Below are 20,538 nucleotides of genomic sequence, written 5' to 3' on the forward strand. Positions count from 1 at the left end.
ACACATGCAACGATGGCTAATACGATGATCCCGTACACGACGGTCAGCCACGGGTTGCTAGCTAACCAGATGCTCATCTAATTCTCTCCTCGCTGTGCTTCTTTGTTTTTCACCGCGGAACCCACCACCCGGACGAAGACTTCTTCGAGTGTTTCGCGCCGTGGGGCCACGCTGACGATTTTCATGTTCTGTGCTTTGCAGATATCCAAGGCTTGGTAGAGAGACATATTCTCGGGCACCCGGAAGACGACTCTGCCGGCTGCGGCGTCTTCGGGAGCGAGGCCCGCTTCCCGTGTTTTCTGAATGGCCTCTGGGACGGCTTCTTCGGCTTTGATGGTGAACTCGCGGCGGGTGAGCAATTCGTCGATGGTGCCGGAGGTTTGCAGGACGCCTTCGAACAAGATGCCCACGCGATCGCTTATCAATTCGACTTCGAGCAGTTCGTGACTCGATATGAGCAGGCTCTTGCCCTGGTCTCGAAGGGTAATAAGGAGGTCGCGGATTTCCTTTCGCGCGACCGGGTCGAGGCCCGTGGTGGGCTCATCGAGGATGAGAATGCCGGGGTCGCTCAGGAGTGCTTGGGCAAGGCCGATACGCTGGCGCATGCCCTTCGAGTAACCCCGAATAAGCCTTTTCCGTGCGCGGGACATGCCGACGATTTCGAGCACTTCGTCGATTCGCTTCGCGAGACTGGGGCCTTTCATGCCGTAAAGGCTGCCGTAATACCGGAGGATTTCTTCGCCCCGAAGGAAATCCGGGTAGTACGCCCCCTCCGGCAGGTAGCCGATGTTTTTCCGTACCTCGGGTGCCGTGATATTGGGGTTTCCCATGATTTTCATGGTTCCCGAGTTGGGGAAAATGAGGCTCAGGAGGAGTTTGATGGTTGTGGTTTTTCCGGAACCGTTGGGGCCCAGGTAGCCAAAGATCTCGCCCTCGTTCACCTGCAAGGTGAGACTATCCAGGGCAACGACGTCCTGAGCCTTTGAGATTCCTTTGTAGACTTTTCTCAGATCTTGCGTTTCGATGACTGCAGACACGAAACCTCACTCCATGATGCGCCCGGCACAACAATCTGCCGGAACAATTTCAGTTACAGGGCGTTTTCGCCGTACGCAGCGAAATAAATAAGAAGAATCAGGGTCGAATGTTAGCAGAGGACTCGTGCCATGTCAATCGCGAGGTTTGGCGCGAGGTTTGGGTCCCCGCCCGGCCATGTTCAGAAATCCCACTGGAAACCCGCGCCGATGGATGTGCGCCATTTTTCCATGGATTCGAACTCCGGTTCGTCTTCGTAATCCACGAACAGGTGGAGGCGGAAATCCAAGTGTGCGGTAACGGGCATCAGCAGGGATGATTCGGACCGTGCCCGCAACTCGCCGAGGTCCGTCATGCTTGGATACAGGGAGAAGGTTTGGGACAAGGCTCCGATCCTGGAGAATTGGCGGAAGCGCAGCCTGAAACGGAGGTTCAGGTCCTGCTCGTCTTCGCGGGGGCCTTCACCGGCATAGTAGAGGGCCTGAACGCGGCGTTTGAGGGCGTTGTCTGTATCCGGCCAGAGCTCTTCGGCGTCGTAGTATTCGAATGAGGCATTGAGACCGCCGGTGAGTTCCAGGAGGCGTGAAGGATTGTTGATGAATGTTCTGCCAATACCGGCATTGAGGGCGCCGCGAAACACGAGCGCTTCGTCGAGGTCGCGTTCGAGCTCGAGCCCTAATTCAGGTTGAAATGGGGCCTGTGAAGGGAAACGCCAATCGGCGTAGGAGCGAAATAGCCGCGGGAAACGGCCGTCATCGGACAGTTCGAGCAGCGCTTCGGACTGGAAATCGAAGGCTGCGGCGCGATTACGCAGGGTGAGCCTCGTGAAACCGGCGTCATAGTCTTCATTGCCCCAACGATAGAGGTATCCCCCTTCCCAGGACAAGTCGAGAGAGGATGGGGCGTCTTGGGTGCCGCCGGTTTCTTCGAAGGCTGCCAGCCGGACAGGAGCGATACTTTTAACAGCGGCCAATGTGAGGAGCGTGGCCTCTCCCCCATTCTGAGCAACGACAAAGGTTTCCGCACCCTGGCCTGCAAAACGCCCTCGGAGGCGTGCTCCATCCTGAAGCTGGATGTCGAACGCCTTATCGGTAGTCAGCGAACGAACCTGTGAGATGGGGACAATCACCTGCCCTGCCAAGCGGGTGTCGAAAACAACGACCCCGTCCGACAGGTCTACCAGGCCGCCGCTGAGAACCTCTCCTCTTTGCAGCGAGAGGGTGTCTCCCTGAGCGGTCCAGGACACCGCCAGAACGGCGGCGCCTATGAGTATTTGTAACCCGATTTTCATCGTGCCTCCACCTAAATGTTAGAATGCATCGGCTTTTTACGCAAGTGACTTCTGTGAACGGGTGTTTTGAAGCGGCGGCGGGGTCCTGCCGGGGAGGGTTTCAGAAGCATGCTCAAGCCAGTGTTGGAGAATCCGTGGTTCCAGGCGGCCGCGGTCTTGGTGGCGCTTTTGGGGGTGGCATTCCTGGCGTATTTGCTGAGTCCGGTGCTTGTGCCGCTGTTTGCCGCGTTCATGGTGGCGTATTTTCTAGATCCGGTAGTTGACTATTTCGAGAATACAGAGGGGAAGAACCGGTATTTCAAATGGCGGCTTCCGCGGGGGATCACGATATCGGTGTTGGCGCTGATAGGCGTGTTACTGGTCCTGAGCATCCCGCTGGTTTTGGTCCCGCGGATGATCCTCGAGGCCAAGGAGCTTGTGACGGCCGCGACGTCAGCAGAGGTGACGAACGGGGCTCAGGGGCAGGAACCGGGGTCTCAGCCTGCGGTTGGCGATGCGGCTGCGGGCGGAGAAGAGGACGCGGCGGAAGCCGACGGCGCTGATTCCGATGCGTCGCCGTGGTACGAGCGCTTCCTCGAACGGATTCCGCTGGAGGACGTGGTCAGGCAGATGGGATGGGAGGAACCGGGCCGCAGCGCGCGGAGCATTGTAGCCCAGAAGGTTGGCACGTTTGTGCGGGACAATGCCACAAAGCTGCTCGAGAGCACGTGGTCGCGTTTTGTGGGTGCGACGACGACGTTTGCGCAGTTTGCGAGGGCGTCGGGCAGGGCGCTCCTGGATGCGGTGTTCTTTGTGGCGAAGTTCGCCCTGTTTGCCTTTGTTGCGGGTTATTTGTTGAACGATTTTGATCGTCTCGTGGTTTCGGCGCGGGGACTGATTCCGCCGCGGTACCGGCCCAAGACGGTCGAGATCATCACGAAAATCGACCATCAATTGCGCAGCTTTGTTCGGGGGCAGGTGACGGTCTGCGTCTTCTTGGGAACCATGTATGGGATTGGGCTTACGATATGCGATGTTCCTTTTGCGCTGGCAATAGCGTTGTTCGGGACGGTGGTGAGTCTGATTCCCTATCTTGGAGTGGCCATGACCGTAATTCCCGCGCTCTTGATGGCGTTCTTGCGGCACGGTTTTGACGTGCATCTCGTGGGGGTAGTCATCACGTTTGCTTTGGCGCAAGGTCTCGAGGGCAACATTCTGACGCCGAGAATCGTTGGGAATCAGGTTGGGCTGCACCCGGTGTGGGTCATACTTGCCATCATGGTTTTTGGAAGCGCATTAGGGTTCTTGGGGGTATTGATAGCCGTCCCCTTGGCGGCCGCCTTAAAAGTACTGGTTGTGGAGGCTGTGCAGTACTACAAGAAGTCGCCCGTTTTCGAGGGCGGTTCAACGCTTCCGGATAAAGACGGTTCTGGCCCGGACAGCTGAGCTTTGGGCTTGTCAACCTGTCGTGCCCGTTTGAAGAACTGGGCGTATACGCGGTCACCTACTCCGTAGAGCACATATGAGGCGGCAAGCGGGAACAGTGCGATGGCCGGGGAATGTTCGTCCATGGCCTTGTGGAATACGGCGATGGCAACGCCACACAGGACCAGGAGACGGAACGCGTTCTTGGGTGCAAGCACCAGGTCTTTCAGGACATCTTTCGGGTAGCGGAAATTGCTGACCATGAGGTAGGCAAGCGCCAGTGTGAGCGGAGTCAAGATCCAGTGGGCGACCTGGAAGTCGAAGTAGGACGTAAAGAGTACGAAGGTGGCGATGGTTGCCGCGGCAGCCGGCGCAGGCAATCCGACAAAGTAATCGCGGATTTCGCTTTGATACACGTTGAATCGTGCGAGGCGGAGCGCGGCGCAGATGACGAAGATGATGGCCATGGCGGCCCCTGTCTTCCCGCCCACAAGACCCAGCAACTTGGCTTCGTGGAGGTATGCGGTGTAGATCAGCACGGCTGGCGCTACGCCGAACGAGGCCAGGTCGGCAAGACTGTCGAGCTGCTTCCCGAACTCGGATGTGGTCTTGGTGAGTTTGGCGAAAGTGCCGTCCATGACATCGAAGACCTGGGCGAGGATAATGAAATATGCGGCCCACTTGAAGTCCTGGTCGATAGCTTTGAATATACTGACAATGCCGCAGTAGAGCCCAGCGGTCGTCAATGCGCTTGCGACGACGTTGATGGGCTTGCGCCGAGTTGTCCGCTGCTTGCGGCGTTTTCGTTGGAGCGAGATTCTCTTCATTGAAACCTGGCCACCGTTGATAAGCCTGCTTTGACCTTTTGCTTCAGTTTAACACACGGCACGGCGTCTGGGGGGAGGTAGAGTTCCGCGCGTGATCCGAACCGTATCATGCCGAACTTCTGACCTTGCTCGAGTTCGTTGCCCTCTTCGGCAATGCAGACGATCCGGCGGGCAAGGATACCGGAGATCTGGCGGACCGTCACACGCCCGTGGTCGGAGTCCATGTACAGGGTATTGGCTTCGTTTACGTCGGTGGCCTCTCTTTTCATGGCGGGTAGGAATTTCCCCGGTTTGTGTTCGATGCGATACACGGCGCCGCTGACAGGGGCCCGGTTGACGTGGACGTTAAAGACTGACATGAATATGGCGATGCGCTTGCATGGGCCCCGGTAGTAGGGAGAACTCTCCAGCTCATCAATGGCCAGGATGCGTCCGTCGGCCGGGGCGACTATGTCGTGCGAGTCCGGGCTGGTGACGCGGGGGGGGTCGCGAAAGAAGAACAGGGCGAAACCTCCGAAGAGGAAGAAAGGAACGGAGGTCCAGACCCATGCGGAATTGCGAAAAAGGAGCGCCAGTATTGCGCCGGTGAGGAGGCCGGGCAGGTAATATGGGATTCCCACTTTCCACGCGCTGAACGTTTTCGTCACAATAGACCTCTTTCCTGAAAACTGACCCAGCGGTTGTCGCCGAAGATGATGTGGTCGAGGAAGCGCAATCCGATGATCTCGGCGGCGTCTCGGAGGCGTTCGGTGATCCGGACGTCCTCGCGGCTTGGTTCCGGGTCTCCGCTGGGGTGGTTATGGCAGACGATGACGGCGCTCGCGGCATCGCGCACGGCCTGCCGGAATACGTCGCGGGGCATGGCCAGTGCAGCGTCGAGGCCGCCGGTGGTTACGCTGACTTCTTTGAGCACCTCGTTCTTGGTGTTAAGAAGCAACGCTTTGAACTCTTCGGTTTCGCATTGCCGGAAACGGGCCATGAGCAGGTTGGCGACATCTTCGGCGGAGCGGATCTTGGGCTTCTGTTCGTCTTTTTCCTGCACGAGACGGATGCCGAGTTCCACGGCAGCCTTGATTTCGATGGCCTTGACCCTGCCGATGCCTTTGACGTTCATGAGTTCTTCGATGGAAGCGCGCGATAGCGTGCGGAGATTTCCGAAATGCCTGATGACCCGTTCGGCGAGCGCAACGGCCCCTTCTTCGCGGGTGCCGGTGCGGAAGAGCACGGCCAGCAGTTCGGCATCGCGGAGGGCGAAGGCTCCCAGTCGCGCCAGCCTTTCGCGCGGCCGCTCCTCTTCGGGCATTTCGCGCACGGCTGTTGAGTAGTATTTCTCGGGCATCATCCAGGGTTCTCAGCTACGGCGACCCGTTCGATGCCAGCCAAATCGCGAACAAAGCGAATGCCGGCGTAGTCGTTGCGTTGAAGCAGGTCCCTTACGTGCTCATATTGCCCCATTCCGATCTCGAACGCAAGCAGGCCGCCCGGCATGAGCCAGTCAGAGGCTTCGGCCACGAGCCTTCGTATGACGGCAAGGCCGTCTTGACCGCCGAGGAGCGCCCCAGGATCTTCGTGCAGACGAATGACCGGATCGAGGCCGGGCCATGCGGATTCCTCGATGTAGGGGGGATTGGAACAGATCGCGTCGAAGGGGCCGTCTCCGGGCCGTAGAGCCGCAAACAGGTCGCCTTGCCGCAGGGCAAGGCGCTGAGTGACGCCGTGCCGCTCCGCGTTGTGTTGGGCGACCGTCAGCGCAGCGGGCTGGATGTCGGTGGCGATTACGGATACGCCGGGGGCGGCATGGGCAATCGAGACGGCGATACAACCGGTGCCGGTACCCAGTTCGAGCACGGCGGCACTCTTGGCGGCGACACGCTCGAGCACGGCTTCAACCACGTGTTCGGTTTCGGGGCGTGGCACCAGGAGGGGCGCCTGGACAAGAAAATCCAGGGAGAAGAATTCCCATTCGCCGATGATGTACGCGAGGGGCTCGTACTGCAGCCTTCGTTCCAGAGACGCCTCGAAACCGGGCGCGCCCGAGAAGGTTTCCTGCAGGCGCGAGAGCAGCACGGCCCGAGAGATTCCGGCGGCATGGGCCATGAGGATTTCAGCGTCGAGCCTGGGGGTATCGGTGACGGCCGCCAGTTGCGTGGCGGCTTGCGAAAGCCTTTCGGCGACGGTGGCCATTATTCCTCGCGGATTCGGGCAGCGCGGTCCGCGGCGATCAATGCGTCAATGATTCCCTGGAGGTCGCCTTCCATGATGGTTTCGAGGCGGTGCAGGGTCAGTTTGATGCGATGGTCGGTGAGGCGGTTCTGGGGAAAGTTGTAGGTGCGAATTCGTTCACTGCGGTCTCCGGAACCCACTTGGCTCTTGCGGTTCGCGGAGCGTTCGGCAGCCTCTTCCTCTTCCTTTTGCGCGAGGAGCCGCGAGCGCAGGACCATGAGGGCCTTGGCCTTGTTCTTGTGCTGCGACTTTTCATCCTGGCAGGTAACTACGAGGCCGGTAGGCTTATAGGTGACGCGGACGGCCGAGTCGGTCGTGTTGACGGATTGCCCCCCCGGCCCCGAGGACCTGTACACGTCTATCTGAAGATCGTTCTCGTCAATAGCGATGTCAACGGCTTGGGCTTCGGGAAGGACGGCAACGGTGACGGCCGAGGTGTGGACGCGGCCCTGGGCTTCCGTTTCGGGCACACGTTGTACGCGGTGGACGCCCCCCTCGAACTTGAGCTGGCTGTAAACGCTTTCGCCGGATATCTTGAAGGAGATTTCCTTGAACCCTCCCATTCCCGTGGCGTGCGAGTTCAAGATTTCAGTTTTCCAGCCTTTAATCTCCGCATAGCGGGTATACATGCGGAACAGGTCCGCGGCGAAAAGGGCGGCCTCCTCTCCCCCAGTTCCGGCGCGGATTTCCATGATGGTGTTTTTCTCATCGTTGGGGTCGCCGGGAATCAGCAGGAACTTCAATTCCTGTTCTCGCTTCTGGAGGACGTCGGCGAGTTCGCGCTTTTCTTCTTCCGCCATTTCCCGCAGTTCGGGATCGGATTCCTCGTAGAGGAGGATTTCGGCTTGCCGCAGGCGGTTTTCTTCGAGTTCGTATTTTTTGAAACACTCAACAAGTGGCGCGATGCGTTTTTGCGCTTTGGCGCATTTCATATACCTGTCGTGGTCGGAAGCAATCTCCGGGGAGGCCATTTGTTGGGACAGGAGGTTATATTCCGCGACGACGTCGCGGAGTTTCTCGGCCATAACCTTTTCCATGCAGGGGACTTAGCTCTTGCGCCCGTATTTCCTATTGAAGCGGTCGACGCGACCTTCGCTATCCACGAACTTCTGTTTGCCCGTGTAAAACGGGTGGCATTGCGAGCAGATTTCAACGTTGATATTGCCTTTGGTCGACCGGGTCTCGAAAGTATTCCCACACGCGCATGTAACCCGTGATTGCTTGTATTCGGGATGGATGCCCTCTTTCACTTCCACTCTCCTGATGGGGTGCACATCTCGCGCCCCTGTCGTAGCGGTCCAAGGTAAAGTAACGCGGTAGTTTAGCATAAGAAAACCGGGGCGTGCAAATTTGTCCTCCCAAACTGTGGGGGCAGGTGTACAATATGGAAAGGAGTACGGGCGGAGGGTCAGGTCATGGCTCGCAAGCTGAGCTCCTTGTTCGAGACGCCGGGGCCGACGGCGCACGCGGCGTACCTGTTGACGTTGGTGGTTGTATGCACGGTCCCGCTTGTGCTGCTTCCTTTGGCAGTAGCTGCCTTGCCGCTGCACCGTCCTGTATTGTGGGCGGTTTATGCGATTCCGGCCGGTCTGGTTTTTATTGCTGGTCTGGTGTACGGGCCTATCCGTCACCGCGTTCGGCGTCTCCTGAACGGTTGCGACGAGACGGCCGTGTTGCGTTCCCCGTGCCTTATTCTCACACGGTTTCTCGAACAACCGGGTGTTGCAGAGATAGCAAGAGACCGGCTGATTCTGGTGCCCCTGTTTGGCCGGCAGATTGAGGTGCCCTTGAGGGAAATCTCACGTGTAAGACCCTCGCACTGGTTCAACGGGGCTGTCTTTCAGTCGTTGACGGGCTTCAGGATCGAATGCTCTGAAAATCGCCGGAAGCCATTCAGTTTTGCCGTGCCGGACGGCGAAACGTGGCAGGCGCTTTTGCCTCATGTGACCCCGTAGACCGTGCCTTGCCGATTCGGCTTTTGCTGAATTACCCATCCCATGTCCGGAATTGGTAGGATATTTCTTCCAAACACCGTCAAGGAGATTTGGCCGCCATGGAATACATTGGATTCGGGTCGACGGGCATCCGTGTATCGCCGGTTTGTCTGGGTACGATGACCTTTGGCAAGGAAGCCGATGAAACGGCATCGCTCGAGCTCATGGACCGGGCTTTCGAGCTTGGGGTCAACTTTTTCGATACGGCCAACATCTACAACAAGGGGGTGACGGAACAGATTGTGGGGAGATGGCTCAAATCGCACCGAAGTGCGGTTGTTCTGGCTTCGAAGGCCCATTTTGCGACCGGCGAGGGTCCCAATGACCGCGGCAGCTCGCGGCGGCACCTGCTTATGGAGATTGACAAGATTCTCTCACGGCTTCAGACGGACTGGCTCGACATCCTGTATTTGCACCATTGGGATCCCCGGACGCCCATTGAAGAAACCCTTTCGGCGCTGACGGCGCTTGTTGACGCGGGGAAAGTTCATTACTGCGGCGTCTCGAACTTTTCCGCCTGGCAGGTCATGAAAGCGGTCGGGGTATCACAGCGGAAGGGCTTTGCCCCGATCGCCTGTGTTCAGCCCATGTACAATCTGGTGAAGCGCCAGGCCGAGGTCGAGATATTGCCCATGGCGCTCTCGGAAGGCCTGGCGGTATGTCCTTACAACCCTTTGGCGGCCGGGCTGCTGACCGGCAAGTACCGCCGGGGCGAAAAGGGCCGTCTCGATGAAAACCCGATGTACAAGGTCCGTTATGGCAACCCGGTCTACGCGGAGATTGCCGACCGGTTTGTGGCGTATGCGCGCGAGATGGGCCACTCCCCGGCCGCCTTGGCTGTTGCGTGGGTGATGGCCCATCCCGCGGTCACCTCGGTGATCATCGGGGCCCGGAACGCGGCTCAACTGCAGGACACGCTGGGGTGCCTCGACATCACCCTCTCCCCTGCGGCATGGTCTGAGATCTCGGGTTTATCTTCCGAACCGCCGCTGGCAACGGACAGGAGCGAGGAGCGCCAAGCCGGAAAGGGCATGAAGTGATCATCTGTATGGCGCCTTGCCATGAAGTTCGAGATGCATCTCGTCAAACGCCGGTGGATAGGTAAGGAGCAGGCATGGGGGAATTCAGAGACGTCGTCAAAAACATCATAGGGAACACGGAAACGGTTGTTCTGGGCAAAACCCACGTAGTGAAAACGGCGCTGGCCGCCGTGCTTGCGGGCGGGCATATTTTGCTCGAGGATGTTCCCGGCGTGGCGAAGACGGTTTTGGTACGCAGTCTGGCGGTGTCGAGCGGCTGCTCATTCCGGCGCATTCAATGCACGCCAGACCTGCTGCCATCGGATGTTACGGGGGTTTCGATATTCAATCAGAAGACCCGTGAATTCGAGTTTCGGCCCGGGCCCATTTTCGCACAGATGATCGTTGCTGACGAAATCAACCGAGCCACGCCCCGCACGCAATCGGCTTTGCTCGAGGCAATGGCCGAGGGCCAAGTTTCGATAGACGGGCAGACGCACAGGATGGAGCAGCCTTTCATCGTGTTCGCGACACAGAATCCGGTGGAACACGAGGGGACTTTCCCGTTGCCGGAGGCTCAGCTCGACCGTTTCATGCTCAAGCTCTCGATGGGATATCCGAGCATCGTCGTGGAGGCGCAGATGCTCGAGAAGACGCGCGTGAAACATCCTCTGGAAGACCTCGGGCCGGTGGCTGATCCCACCACGCTCACGCGGATGCAAATGGGAGTGCGTGAGGTATTCATACACGACCAGGTCCGCGATTATCTGTTGCGTCTTGTTGCCGCGACGCGGCAATCGTCGCACCTCAACCTTGGGGCGAGCCCTCGCGCGTCCATGGCGCTTTTTCGCTGCGCACAGGCGTTTGCGGCGATTGAAGGCCGCGGATATGTGATTCCGGACGACATTAAGGCCCTTGCGCATCCGGTCATCGAGCACCGCCTGATACTCAACCCCGAAAGCCGGCTGCGGCGCGTCACCCCGTACAGCGTGCTTCATGACATTCTGGAGCAGGTGTCCGTGCCGGCTGGGCGGGCGAGTTGGAAACAATGAGCGAAAAGGTCCATAATGGTTACGAAGTGAGAATGCGACATTGGATACTATATGTTGTATACTAACGGTATCAAGGAACAATGGCAGGGACAACAAAGTGGACTTCGCCAGTGAGCAATGAGACTTTTTGCGCGAAATAAAGAGGCCCCTCAGGAACTCGAAGAAGGGGGCGAGTTTTCCGAGGAGGCGCAACAATCCTCGACTCTTCCGCTGAGCCATGTGGGACCGTATGAGATCATCGCACCAATCGGCAGTGGCGGTATGGGCACCGTATACAAGGCCATTGATCGGAAACGGGACCAAACCGTAGCGATAAAGGTGCTGGACCGCCGGTACGATCTGGATAAGAGGCGCCGCAGGCAGGACTTTCTTGGCCGGGAGGTGCTTATAGCGGCCTCGCTCGAGCATCCGTGCATCGTCCGCATGCACAAGGAAATCGTTGAACAGGAGGACGCGAGCGGGAACATCCGGCGGTGCCTGGTCATGGAGTACATCGACGGGCACAATCTCCGGAAGCATATTCGCGAACGCGACCTGAGCGTTTCTCAGATGATAGACCTTACGATACGCTTGTGCCACGGTCTCGATTTCCTGCATCAAAAGGGCATTGTCCATCGTGACATCAAGCCGGAGAACTTCCTGTTCTCGCGTGACATGAAAAACGTCAAGATAGTGGATTTTGGCTTGTCGAAATCGAATGCGAGCTGGAAGACGCGCTGGATGCGGGAAGGCGGGGGCACGCGCCGGTACATGTCGCCGGAGCAGCTGTCGAAGAAGAAGCTTGATGCGCGTTCCGACATATTCTCTCTTGGCATTACGCTATACGAGCTCTTTGCGGGGAGACACCCTTGCGACGGCCAGGATTCACGCGAGATCATGCGCCAGATTCGCAGCAGCAGATACAAGTTTGAGCCGCCTTCCAAGTACAACCGCGCGATTCCGCGGCAGTTGGACCAGATCATCTTGAAGGCGTTGCGACGACGCCCGGAACGGCGTTATCAATCGGTTACAGAGATTCTGATGGATCTTTCGCGGGTTTCCGCTTCGCGCATCTGATCGTGCATATCTCCGGCAGAGACTCCGCTCCGTTCTAAGGGGCTTGTAGCGTGAAAGGGACAGCAAATCGACATGGCCTCAAGAAAACGAAGAGACGATATTAGCCTTACGAAAATCATTCTTGGCATCTGTTTGGTGTGTGTCATCGTTTTCGGAGTGTATCGTGTTGCACGCTGGTTCAAAGAGGATTACGTCGGAGGGGCGCTGGAGGCCGCGGCGCCTTCGGAACTTCTGCGAGCGGAAGAAGCGCTGCGTTCGGGTAATCTCGAGGAGGCGCGGGCAAAGCTGCTTCCCATCGTTGAGGGCGTACAGAACATGGTGGTTACTCCGCAGGCCTTGCTGCTGCTTGCCCGCGTGGAGGAGCAGGCCGGCAACGTCGACCAGAGCCTGGCTTATTTGAAGCAGGCCGCAACAGGATTCGCGGACAGCCCCTTCCATTTGCAGGCCGAGCTGGCGTACGCGCGGGCTTTGGAACGGAAAGGGGATGTCGAAGCCGCTCTGGCTCTCTATACGTCTCACGAGCAGACTGCGGCGCCCGAGATGCGTGCCCCGTCGCTTTGCGGACTGGCGCGCGCGGCTGAACGAGCAGGAGATGTCGAGAAAGCGCGCACGCTCTATCGGCAGGCCACGCGGGACGCTACATGGAACAGTCCGGATTGGGATGAAGCCGCCGACGGCTTGGGCAGATTGAACTCGGAACTGATCTTTTCGAACAAGCCCACCCCGGAAAGCAAGGTTTACGTAGTTGAACGCGGCGATAACCTGATTAACATCGGGATGAAATTGAACACGACGCAGGGGCTGTTGACGCGGGCAAACGGTCTCTCGAAGGAAACAACGCTGAATGTCGGCGATCGGCTCAAATATACGCCGAAGGATTTTCGTATTATCATCGAGCGGTCCACGTGCAGGCTCTTCCTGCTCGACAGCGACGGTCTTTTCAAGCGGTACATGGTGGGACTCGGAACCCCCGGGCATGAGACCACCCTGGGGGAGTTTCGCATTGGCAACAAGCAGGTTGACCCGACGTGGTTCAGACCGAACGTGGGCCCGATTCCGCCGGAGGATCCCAGGAACGAACTGGGCTCGCGCTGGATGCCTCTGGTTCCGGAACGCGAACAGCTTCCGACCGATCTGGGCATCCACGGCACGATCGCTCCGGAGACCATCGGGAAATACAGCTCAAGCGGATGTGCCCGGATGCTGAATGCCGATGCCGAGGAGCTGTACGATCTTGTGGTGCGTTCTACGCCGGTCGAGATTGTGGAAACGGTGGACCCGCGCGAATCGGGTTTGTAGGCCGAGAGCGCCGTTCCCGCGTGCAATGGTCTCGCGTGGAGGCGCGGGCGTGTTGACTTTGGATGCCGGGAGTCCCAATACTAGGCGAATGAAGACGGAAATCCTCTCCAAGTAAGCACTTAGAATCGGGGGCTTGGACTTTGGGGGAAACATTGAGCGGAGAATACATGACGGCGCTGTGGGATGAAATAGAGGAGATAAGCGCCTCGAGAGCCGAGCCAGGCGGGTTTGTGCCCGTTGAGGACCCCAGTCTTTTTCTGGCTCTTGGCGCAGAGGCTGCCGAATTTGCCGCCTCTTGTATCGGTGCGGACGCGGTCATCCTGGTAGATGCGGAGACAGCAGGGGCTCTTCCTCAACTTGCCGCTCTGACCGAGAGTGCGGCATTTGCCGCATGCGCGGGCGCGCCGCCCGATATGTGGGAACACGCCGAGCGTGTTGTGTCCATGACGTCTCGGACAGCGTCATCAGACAACCGGTTTCTGGTGATTGTTTCGGGGACGGTGAGCTTTGCCTCGGTTGGGGTCATCGTTAGAAACGCGGGGGCGCTGGCGTTTCGCGGGGGGTGGACATGCGATCGGAAGAGCGTTGACATCGTGCTGGGGGAAATGGCCGGGATGTTCGAGCGCGCTGAGCACGATCGGGGGAAGCTCTGTCCGCCTTCCCGGTCGTCGGATCTTTCGCTGAAGCTCGCCACCCACCTCATGGCCACTATGGTGGCTCAATTCGCGGCCCAGCAACAAGACATCGCGATGGATCGGCACGATCTGTTTTCGGTGTTAGAGATCTTGAAAGCCATCTCCTCAAAGCGGCGCGCCCATGATGTTCTTTATGTCTTCGTGGAACAGATTTCGCGTGTTATCGAGACTGACCGGTGTTCCATCGTGCAGGTGTGGGGCGGCGAGCGGAAAGGCCGTGTGCAAGCCTCGCACGAAGACGAGTCCGTTTCCGACCTCGTCATAGACCTTGACAAGTATCCCGAGCTGCTTCAGGCCATGGAGACGCGCCAGAAGGTCATCATCAACGATGTAACGCGGCACCATCTCACCCGGCCCTATGCCAGGCAGCTTTCCGCGGCGGGTATTCGGGTTCTCATGGTGATCCCTATCGTATTGTTTGACCCGAATGTGGGGTCGTTATTCTTGCGCGTAACGCGCCGCCGCCGCTCCTTCACCCTTCGCGAGATCGGATTTTGCGAGATTGTGGCGGAGGCGGCGGGCCACGCTCTGGAACGCGCTCAATTGTTCGAGCGTATCCAGCGGGCAAATGAACGCCTCGAACGTTTGGCGGTCACGGACGCCCTCACCGGCTTGTACAATCGCCGCCATTTTCACCAGCGTCTTCAAGACGAGTACCAGCGGAGCAAACGCTATGACTTGCCCTTGGCATGCCTGATGTTCGACATCGATGATTTCAAGAAGATCAACGATACCTACGGGCATCTACAGGGAGATACTGTGTTGCGCGAGATCGCGGTCCGGACCAATGGCGTCATTCGCAAGACCGATATCTGCGCCCGTTATGGCGGCGAGGAATTCGTCGTCATCATGCCTCAGACAAGGCTTGCGGGCGCCCGCTCGCAGGCCCAACGTCTCTTGGAAGTGTTGCGTTCCAGCAAGTATCCAGGAATGCCCGCGAAAGCCCGCGTTACGGTAAGCGTGGGGGTCGCTGTACTTGATCTTGAGAAGATGGACAATTGCGATGCCTTGGTTGCTCAAGCGGATGTGGCGCTTTATGAAGCAAAACGGTTGGGGAAGAACCGGGTGGTGGTGGCGGAGACCTCAGGAGACACAACGTGAGAAATGCTGCCCTCTTGCTGACGCTGGTTTTGGTCGTGGGATGCCAGACCTTTTTGCCGGCTTTCACGCGCATGAGACCCAAATACGAGGAGTTGCCTGTCGACACATTGAAGGAGAGCGCTCTTGAGATAGAGCGGGCCGTCCAGGATGGAAACGTTCCGCAACTCGCGGACAAACCGAACCTCATCCTTGTCGCCGAGCCCATTCAGCAGGCTATCAGCACGCGGGTTTCCCGTGTGGAACTTGTCAACGAGCTCCTGGACAAAGGTTTCGCGTGGGAGCGCCGGAACGGACACCTCTATATCATCCGGAACCGCGAATACAAGCAGGCTACCACGCGGCGCGAACGGGACCGCAACGCCCTTATCGTAACGGGGGAATGGGATGATCGGTGGATGCTCTACGAGCAACTGTGCAAGGTAAACAAGTTTCCGCCCAAGACCCTTACGGCCGTCCAGCGCATATTCCATGAAGCGCGCCTGGAAGTCATGAAAACGGGGCAGCTGTACGAGAGTCTGGACGGCGAGGCCGTCGCGAAGCAATAGCCCCTGCGGAGAGATGTCCTATGACGTGTGTCTTCTTGTTTCTTGCGGCCGCGACAGCTTGTGAGCCGCCATGCCCCATGGGCTTGTGCGCTCATCGCGGCGGCGTGAAGCATTGCCCTGAGAACACGGTTGCAGGAAGGCGGCGGACCAGATATGGCTCGGCCGTGGTGCCCTGTGAAGAGCAGTGAAAACTTGATACGGGATGAGTCAAGTGCTGATTGTCTTGCCCTGCTCCCGGTTTATGTGCCAACCGGGGTGAGAGTGTTTGCCCGAGTCGCGGCAAAACCGTTCAAATGCCTTGCAGGGCAGCGTTGGGTGTGTTACAATCGGCCCGCAAAGGTGGGATGCAGAGTGAACACGTATCGCAACATCATCATTCTCAGTGCGCTGGTCGTGCTGACAGGCGTCGTGGGGTGTGCGCGGGCCGCGCGCGATACCACGGGCTTCGCCATGAACGACTCGGAAGTTATCAACGCGTCTTTCGAAGAAACGTGGCAATCCACGAAAGCCGTGCTTCGCGAGATGGATCTCGAGATCTACACACGCGACAAGCGTGGCCGGTTCGTCGCTTTCACCGGCATGACACGGCGCAGAGTATTTGTGCCGCACCGGGTGAAGTACACGATTATCCTCGAGAAAGAATCCGCCGAGACCACGAAAGTCATGATCGAGTCGATGAGACAGGTCTACGGTGTGACGCTCCTGACTTATCCGGACTGGCACGATCGCAAGACCGACGACAACAGCGTCGCACTCGAAATCCTCGACCGCCTCAAAACGCGGACATCCTCCTAGCCCAGCAGCATCACCCACGCGCGAACGGTCACGCTGTCTCCAATTCCCCAATCTCAGATAGTCCGCTTCTGGAATTGGCGGCGAAGCGCAGCGTTTGGCCCTGTGACAGGCAGGCCCTCTTTCGTCCAGCACAAGGCCGGACGATAGCCGCAACGCCTGTCTTCATCATCACTGGAGAAGCCGAAGGCTCGTGCCCACCTGTCCCCGTTCGCCCGCAGCCGGCGCGGACAAGAACGGGGACGCCGAGTTGAACACCATTCAGGCGGCCACTGGGCGCGTATCGCTTTGCGGCCTCAGGGCCTCCAATTCGGAACCAAAGCTCCCTCGTGGACGTACCGGCACGTTTTCACTATTATTGGCGAAAAGGAGGCTCTGCAAGGAAAGGAACAGCCATGAGATTCTCGGTAATTGTCGGCGCAACCATGGTTTTTCAGATGACATTCGCAGCGGCGGGCGCGGGGGCGCTTGAGGACGCCCGGGCGCGATGGTCCAACGCGGAGATGATGCAGCGCATTGATGCGGGCATCGAGCGCCATCGAAAAGGTGACATGGCGGTTCAGGTGCTCGACAAAGAGGGCCGGCCGGTTTCGGGAGCCGAGGTCACGGCCGTCCAGAAGACGCACGCATTCCTATTCGGGGCCAATCTCTTTGTACTGGGCCAACTCGCGACTCCCGAGCTGAATGCCAAGTATGAGCGCGCATTTACAGGCATATTCAACTTCGCCTCGATACCCTTTTACTGGAAGGATTTGGAGCCGGAACCGGGTGTGCCGCGATTCGCCGAGAGCGCGCCCTACATTTGGCGCCGTCCGCCGCCGGATATCCTGGTTGCATGGTGCAAAGCACAGGAAATCACCGCCAAAGGCCATCCACTCCTCTGGCACTCGATCAACCCGGATTGGATGCCAAAGGAGCCGGAGGCATTGCACGCCGCGTACATAACGCGGTTCGAGGAGATAGCCCGCCGCTATGGAAACGACGTCGCCATCTGGGATGTTGTAAACGAATCGCTGGTGAGCGATTCAAAATACCCGCTTTACACGCCGGACCAGACGTATGTGCCGTGGGCGTTCGAACAGGCCCACCGCGTCTTCCCGGAATCCAGCCTATTGATGATCAACGAAGTGATGACGGTTAGCCACAGAGTAATCGGGGAGAACCGCTACTACAGGCAAATCGAGGCTCTGTTGAAGCAAGGGTGCGGCATCGAGGGGATTGGGTTCCAGTTTCACTTCTTCACGAGAGACGTGCTGGATAAAGAATTTCTGAGTAATCCCGGCATGGGGCCTGAAAGCCTTTTCGACGTTTACGAAGCGTTCGGGAAGTTTGGTCTGCCGCTATACATCACGGAGATAACTATCCCGGGAAGCGGTCCGGACGGCCCGGCGATACAGGCAGAGACCGTAGCCAACCTGTACCGCCTCTGGTTCAGCGTCGAGAAAATGGCCGGCATCACCTGGTGGAACCTCGCCGACAATACCGCATACGGAAACGAGAATTCGGCGCTGGGCGGGCTGGCCGATGAAAATCTGGACCCCAAGCCCGCTTATCAGGCACTCGACAGACTGATAAACCATGAATGGAAGACGCGCTTCAACGGCGTGACCGATGCAGGGGGACGGTGCGCGTTTCGAGGGTTCGCGGGCAATTACGAGATCAGCGTTGCGGTTCCCGGCGGCGAGGTCCGGCACCTTGCACAATCGCTGGAGGCCGGCAAGAAGAACGAGTGCGCTTCTATTGCGAAGCAATGACTCTTGGCTGGAGTATCGCCTCCCCGCCCGGACATTCCGCGGATGCACTACCTTGCCTCTACCTGAAGCGCCGGACGCGATGGACGCTGAGCACCGCGCGCTGTTGGAACAAAGCGGGCGCATGCTTGTGTTCAGCGACTCCGCACCCTTGCATCCGGCAATCTGCTGTTCGGATTCAGCGGGCCTTCAATACCTGCCGGCGGACGAGACCGAGCAGGCCTAGACAGAACAGACCTACTGTAGCAGGCTCGGGCACAATGTAGCAGTCTCCGAAATAGCCCCAGACGATGCCATCGTAAATGGTGACATCCTGGTAAAAAACAGAGTTGCTGTTCGGATCGGGATACATGTCTCCAAACGAGGCTAGGAACATGTAGAATTCGACTCCGCCCATCCAGGGTTTCGTCTCCTCATGACGGTCATAGGGACCGTCGCTCCAGGTCATGTCGTGGTTCGGATCAAGGCTGTAACCGGAAGGCGTCCACGGCCCGTATCCTGGGGCGTAATACGCCGGACTCTGATCATGGGAACCATCAACAGTGAAGTCGTAAGGGGAAACAACGGAACCTCCGAATTCGTCATACAATTGGACCCAATCGAGCCCGAGGTCCTCCTCCCCTTCGCCGTAATCGTAATAAGCGACGATTTCGGCTCCGTGGTAGCAGTACTGCCCCGAATGCTCGTCGACCGCTTGGTACCAATCGATGAGCATTGTCCCGGTGAGGCTGGAATCGGCTACACTGTATTGGTAAATCAGCGTGTAGTCTTCGTTTGAGGTGTTGACCCCGTATTGCCCGTACAGGGCGGCGAGCAAGTCGTTCGTGTAGTCGTTCTCCCGAGGAAGGTATTCCAGAGGATTCAGCCACGTGCCGCCCGGGGTGATACCCAAACACGGTTCATACGGGTCATAGTTGCCCGAATTGTAGGTGAGATTGAAACTCGTGCCGGTGTCAATGGTAACCGTGTCAGCGAAGCTCTCGCAGCACAGCGACAGGATCCCAACGGCAATCATCAGCAAGGTCTTTCTTGGGTATCGCATCATTCTTTCTCCCCGTATAGGGACAATCAAGTCCCTCTCGACATTCTCCCTTTCTGTCGCACGAAGGATACCTTTGCACCCCTGATTTCACCTCCTCTTCATGTTCAAGACGGCAAAAAGCCCGTCGACTGCGCCTGCTTGTTTTCCTGTCTTATTAGATATTCGCATAATTCGCGCCAACTTCCGCAAGCCTTCTCCTGCTCTGAGCCCCGAGGAAGCTCAGACAGGAGAGGACCACGTAAGCGAATTACATATAATAAATTACGCGTTGGCCGTCATACGACGAAACATCGTGGAACACTCTTGGCAGCGGTGGCCGGAACGACCATATCGGTCAACTCAAGATTATCAAGATTGTGTAGTAGCCACGAAAGAATGATATTTGTCACTATGGGAGGATTCTCTTGGGTTCAACGTGTTACTATGTGCCCCAGCCACGACGAATCAGCGCAGCATACAGGTATACCGTCGGGGCAGCGCAGATTCCGCATAATCCATGAAAACCTTAGAATAGGACTGCTTTTGTCGGTTTTTCGCAGCTCATGGTATAATCGGAATGTATGGCTGAATAGAAAGGATGGAGATGATTTCGGTTGTCCAAATACGATGTCCACACTGCGGGGCGAAAGGACGGATGGTTTTGCCTCCCACAGGGATTATCCTGATAGGCCCGTGCCCGCAATGTAAGGAAATGGTTGCCATCTTCTGTGGCCAAGCCCTGCCTCTCGATACCGAAATCATCACGCACGGTTCAAGCAAAGACAAAGAGATGCACCTGATGTCCGTGCTTACTGATTTTATCGAGCATGAGATTGGCGAAATGGTCCACAAATCCTTCATGGCAGAGGAAACCGCCGACAAGTCCCTCGATACCCCGAAGCCTGATACGGACTACGACCCCAAAGCCGAGTGGACCGTGGAAGACATTCCAGAGACTCAGAATATGGCGATCTCCGAGGCAGAGTTTTCGGATTTCCTGGAAAAGGAACTGAAGCTTATAGATAACCCGAACTATTTCCGTGCCATTTTCGGCTAGTACCACACGATTTCGCGGGCGCGCGGATCAAAGCGCTCAAAGACGTGGCGGGCCCGGATTTGCGGTGTCTAGAGAAGATCCCGCGAAAAACATATCCCCTGGGACATCAAACCGCGCCACAGATGAACGGTTCACGCCCAGTGCAGACAACCTCTCAATTCACTAGCACCGTCCTTCTCACGCCGGATATCGATGTGGTTGCGAAGAAGAAGTATTTGACATTGCCCGACCCTTTTTGTTAACCTCGTATTTTGGTCAAGGGATGTGTACGAGTTTGACAATCGAGACGACGCGGGGTGGAGCAGTCTGGTAGCTCGTTGGGCTCATAACCCAAAGGTCGTGGGTTCGAATCCCACCCCCGCTACCAATTGGAATC

Annotated in this window: 20 protein-coding genes and 1 tRNA gene; 12 read left to right on the forward strand and 9 right to left on the reverse strand. The window is 57.8% G+C overall.

Annotated features, from left to right (window positions below; genetic code table 11):
* Positions 1-77: 77 nt before the first annotated feature.
* Both PLJ71_17950 and PLJ71_17955 read right to left on the reverse strand, forming a co-directional pair.
* Entirely contained in the window at positions 78-1,037 is a 960-nt protein-coding gene (locus tag PLJ71_17950; protein ID HQM50576.1) for an ABC transporter ATP-binding protein, read from the reverse strand.
* 179 nt (positions 1,038-1,216) lie between these two features.
* A complete protein-coding gene (locus PLJ71_17955) occupies positions 1,217-2,326 on the reverse strand; it encodes a DUF481 domain-containing protein (protein ID HQM50577.1) in 1,110 nt (369 codons plus the stop codon).
* A 108-nt stretch (positions 2,327-2,434) separates the two neighbouring features.
* On the opposite strand from PLJ71_17955, the gene PLJ71_17960 reads away from it, so the two are divergent.
* The gene (locus PLJ71_17960; protein ID HQM50578.1) at positions 2,435-3,751 is read left to right on the forward strand and encodes an AI-2E family transporter; all 1,317 of its coding nucleotides are present in this window, start codon (positions 2,435-2,437) and stop codon (positions 3,749-3,751) included.
* Here PLJ71_17960 and pssA read toward each other — a convergent pair.
* Genes pssA through rpmE form a run of 6 tightly spaced genes read right to left on the reverse strand, consistent with a single transcriptional unit; the run spans position 3,679 to position 8,030 of the window.
* Entirely contained in the window at positions 3,679-4,557 is an 879-nt protein-coding gene (gene pssA, locus PLJ71_17965) for a CDP-diacylglycerol--serine O-phosphatidyltransferase (GenBank protein ID HQM50579.1), read from the reverse strand. The two genes, PLJ71_17960 and pssA, sit on opposite strands and share 73 nt — an antisense overlap.
* Positions 4,554-5,204 (reverse strand): phosphatidylserine decarboxylase family protein, encoded by a 651-nt coding sequence (locus PLJ71_17970; protein HQM50580.1) that lies wholly within the window; start codon positions 5,202-5,204, stop codon positions 4,554-4,556. The genes pssA and PLJ71_17970 overlap by 4 nt, the downstream gene beginning before the upstream one ends.
* Positions 5,201-5,899, reverse strand: coding sequence for a DNA repair protein RadC (gene radC / locus PLJ71_17975; protein ID HQM50581.1), 699 nt, complete (start codon positions 5,897-5,899; stop codon positions 5,201-5,203). The genes PLJ71_17970 and radC overlap by 4 nt, the downstream gene beginning before the upstream one ends.
* On the reverse strand, positions 5,896-6,741 hold the full coding sequence (prmC, locus tag PLJ71_17980; protein HQM50582.1) for a peptide chain release factor N(5)-glutamine methyltransferase: 846 nt from the start codon (positions 6,739-6,741) through the stop codon (positions 5,896-5,898). Before prmC ends, radC begins: the two co-directional genes overlap by 4 nt.
* On the reverse strand, positions 6,741-7,805 hold the full coding sequence (gene prfA / locus PLJ71_17985) for a peptide chain release factor 1 (GenBank protein ID HQM50583.1): 1,065 nt from the start codon (positions 7,803-7,805) through the stop codon (positions 6,741-6,743). The genes prmC and prfA overlap by 1 nt, the downstream gene beginning before the upstream one ends.
* Positions 7,806-7,826: 21 nt before the next feature.
* Positions 7,827-8,030, reverse strand: a complete 204-nt coding sequence (rpmE, locus tag PLJ71_17990) for a 50S ribosomal protein L31 (protein HQM50584.1) — start codon at positions 8,028-8,030, stop codon at positions 7,827-7,829.
* A 165-nt stretch (positions 8,031-8,195) separates the two neighbouring features.
* On the opposite strand from rpmE, the gene PLJ71_17995 reads away from it, so the two are divergent.
* The 9 genes from PLJ71_17995 (at position 8,196) to PLJ71_18035 (ending at position 18,087) form a co-directional block, all read left to right on the forward strand.
* Complete coding sequence (locus tag PLJ71_17995) at positions 8,196-8,735, forward strand: hypothetical protein (GenBank protein HQM50585.1); 540 nt, start codon at positions 8,196-8,198, stop codon at positions 8,733-8,735.
* Positions 8,736-8,833: 98 nt separating this feature from the next.
* Positions 8,834-9,814: an aldo/keto reductase gene (locus PLJ71_18000; GenBank protein HQM50586.1), complete on the forward strand. Its 981-nt coding sequence runs from the start codon at positions 8,834-8,836 to the stop codon at positions 9,812-9,814.
* Positions 9,815-9,888: 74 nt separating this feature from the next.
* Entirely contained in the window at positions 9,889-10,845 is a 957-nt protein-coding gene (locus PLJ71_18005; protein HQM50587.1) for a MoxR family ATPase, read from the forward strand.
* A 117-nt stretch (positions 10,846-10,962) separates the two neighbouring features.
* Positions 10,963-11,901 carry a serine/threonine-protein kinase gene (locus PLJ71_18010; GenBank protein HQM50588.1) on the forward strand — a complete coding sequence of 313 codons (939 nt, stop codon included), beginning with the start codon at positions 10,963-10,965 and terminating at the stop codon, positions 11,899-11,901.
* Positions 11,902-11,973: 72 nt separating this feature from the next.
* Complete coding sequence (locus PLJ71_18015; GenBank protein ID HQM50589.1) at positions 11,974-13,200, forward strand: L,D-transpeptidase family protein; 1,227 nt, start codon at positions 11,974-11,976, stop codon at positions 13,198-13,200.
* 167 nt (positions 13,201-13,367) lie between these two features.
* Positions 13,368-14,996, forward strand: coding sequence for a sensor domain-containing diguanylate cyclase (locus tag PLJ71_18020; protein HQM50590.1), 1,629 nt, complete (start codon positions 13,368-13,370; stop codon positions 14,994-14,996).
* The gene (locus PLJ71_18025; protein HQM50591.1) at positions 14,993-15,541 is read left to right on the forward strand and encodes a hypothetical protein; all 549 of its coding nucleotides are present in this window, start codon (positions 14,993-14,995) and stop codon (positions 15,539-15,541) included. Before PLJ71_18020 ends, PLJ71_18025 begins: the two co-directional genes overlap by 4 nt.
* 351 nt (positions 15,542-15,892) lie before the next feature.
* Positions 15,893-16,336 (forward strand): hypothetical protein, encoded by a 444-nt coding sequence (locus tag PLJ71_18030; GenBank protein HQM50592.1) that lies wholly within the window; start codon positions 15,893-15,895, stop codon positions 16,334-16,336.
* A gap of 392 nt (positions 16,337-16,728) precedes the next feature.
* Positions 16,729-18,087, forward strand: coding sequence for an endo-1,4-beta-xylanase (locus tag PLJ71_18035; GenBank protein ID HQM50593.1), 1,359 nt, complete (start codon positions 16,729-16,731; stop codon positions 18,085-18,087).
* 175 nt (positions 18,088-18,262) lie between these two features.
* On the opposite strand, the gene PLJ71_18040 is transcribed toward PLJ71_18035, so the two are convergent.
* Entirely contained in the window at positions 18,263-19,129 is an 867-nt protein-coding gene (locus PLJ71_18040) for a PEP-CTERM sorting domain-containing protein (protein ID HQM50594.1), read from the reverse strand.
* A gap of 688 nt (positions 19,130-19,817) precedes the next feature.
* Here PLJ71_18040 and PLJ71_18045 point away from each other — a divergent pair.
* Together PLJ71_18045 and PLJ71_18050 are read left to right on the forward strand one after the other, a co-directional pair.
* Positions 19,818-20,162 carry a hypothetical protein gene (locus PLJ71_18045; protein HQM50595.1) on the forward strand — a complete coding sequence of 115 codons (345 nt, stop codon included), beginning with the start codon at positions 19,818-19,820 and terminating at the stop codon, positions 20,160-20,162.
* A 290-nt stretch (positions 20,163-20,452) separates the two neighbouring features.
* Positions 20,453-20,529: transfer RNA gene (locus tag PLJ71_18050), tRNA-Met, on the forward strand.
* The last annotated feature ends 9 nt before the right edge of the window (positions 20,530-20,538 follow it).

The sequence above is a fragment of the Candidatus Hydrogenedentota bacterium genome, from assembly GCA_035416745.1.
Lineage (GTDB): Bacteria > Hydrogenedentota > Hydrogenedentia > Hydrogenedentales > SLHB01 > UBA2224.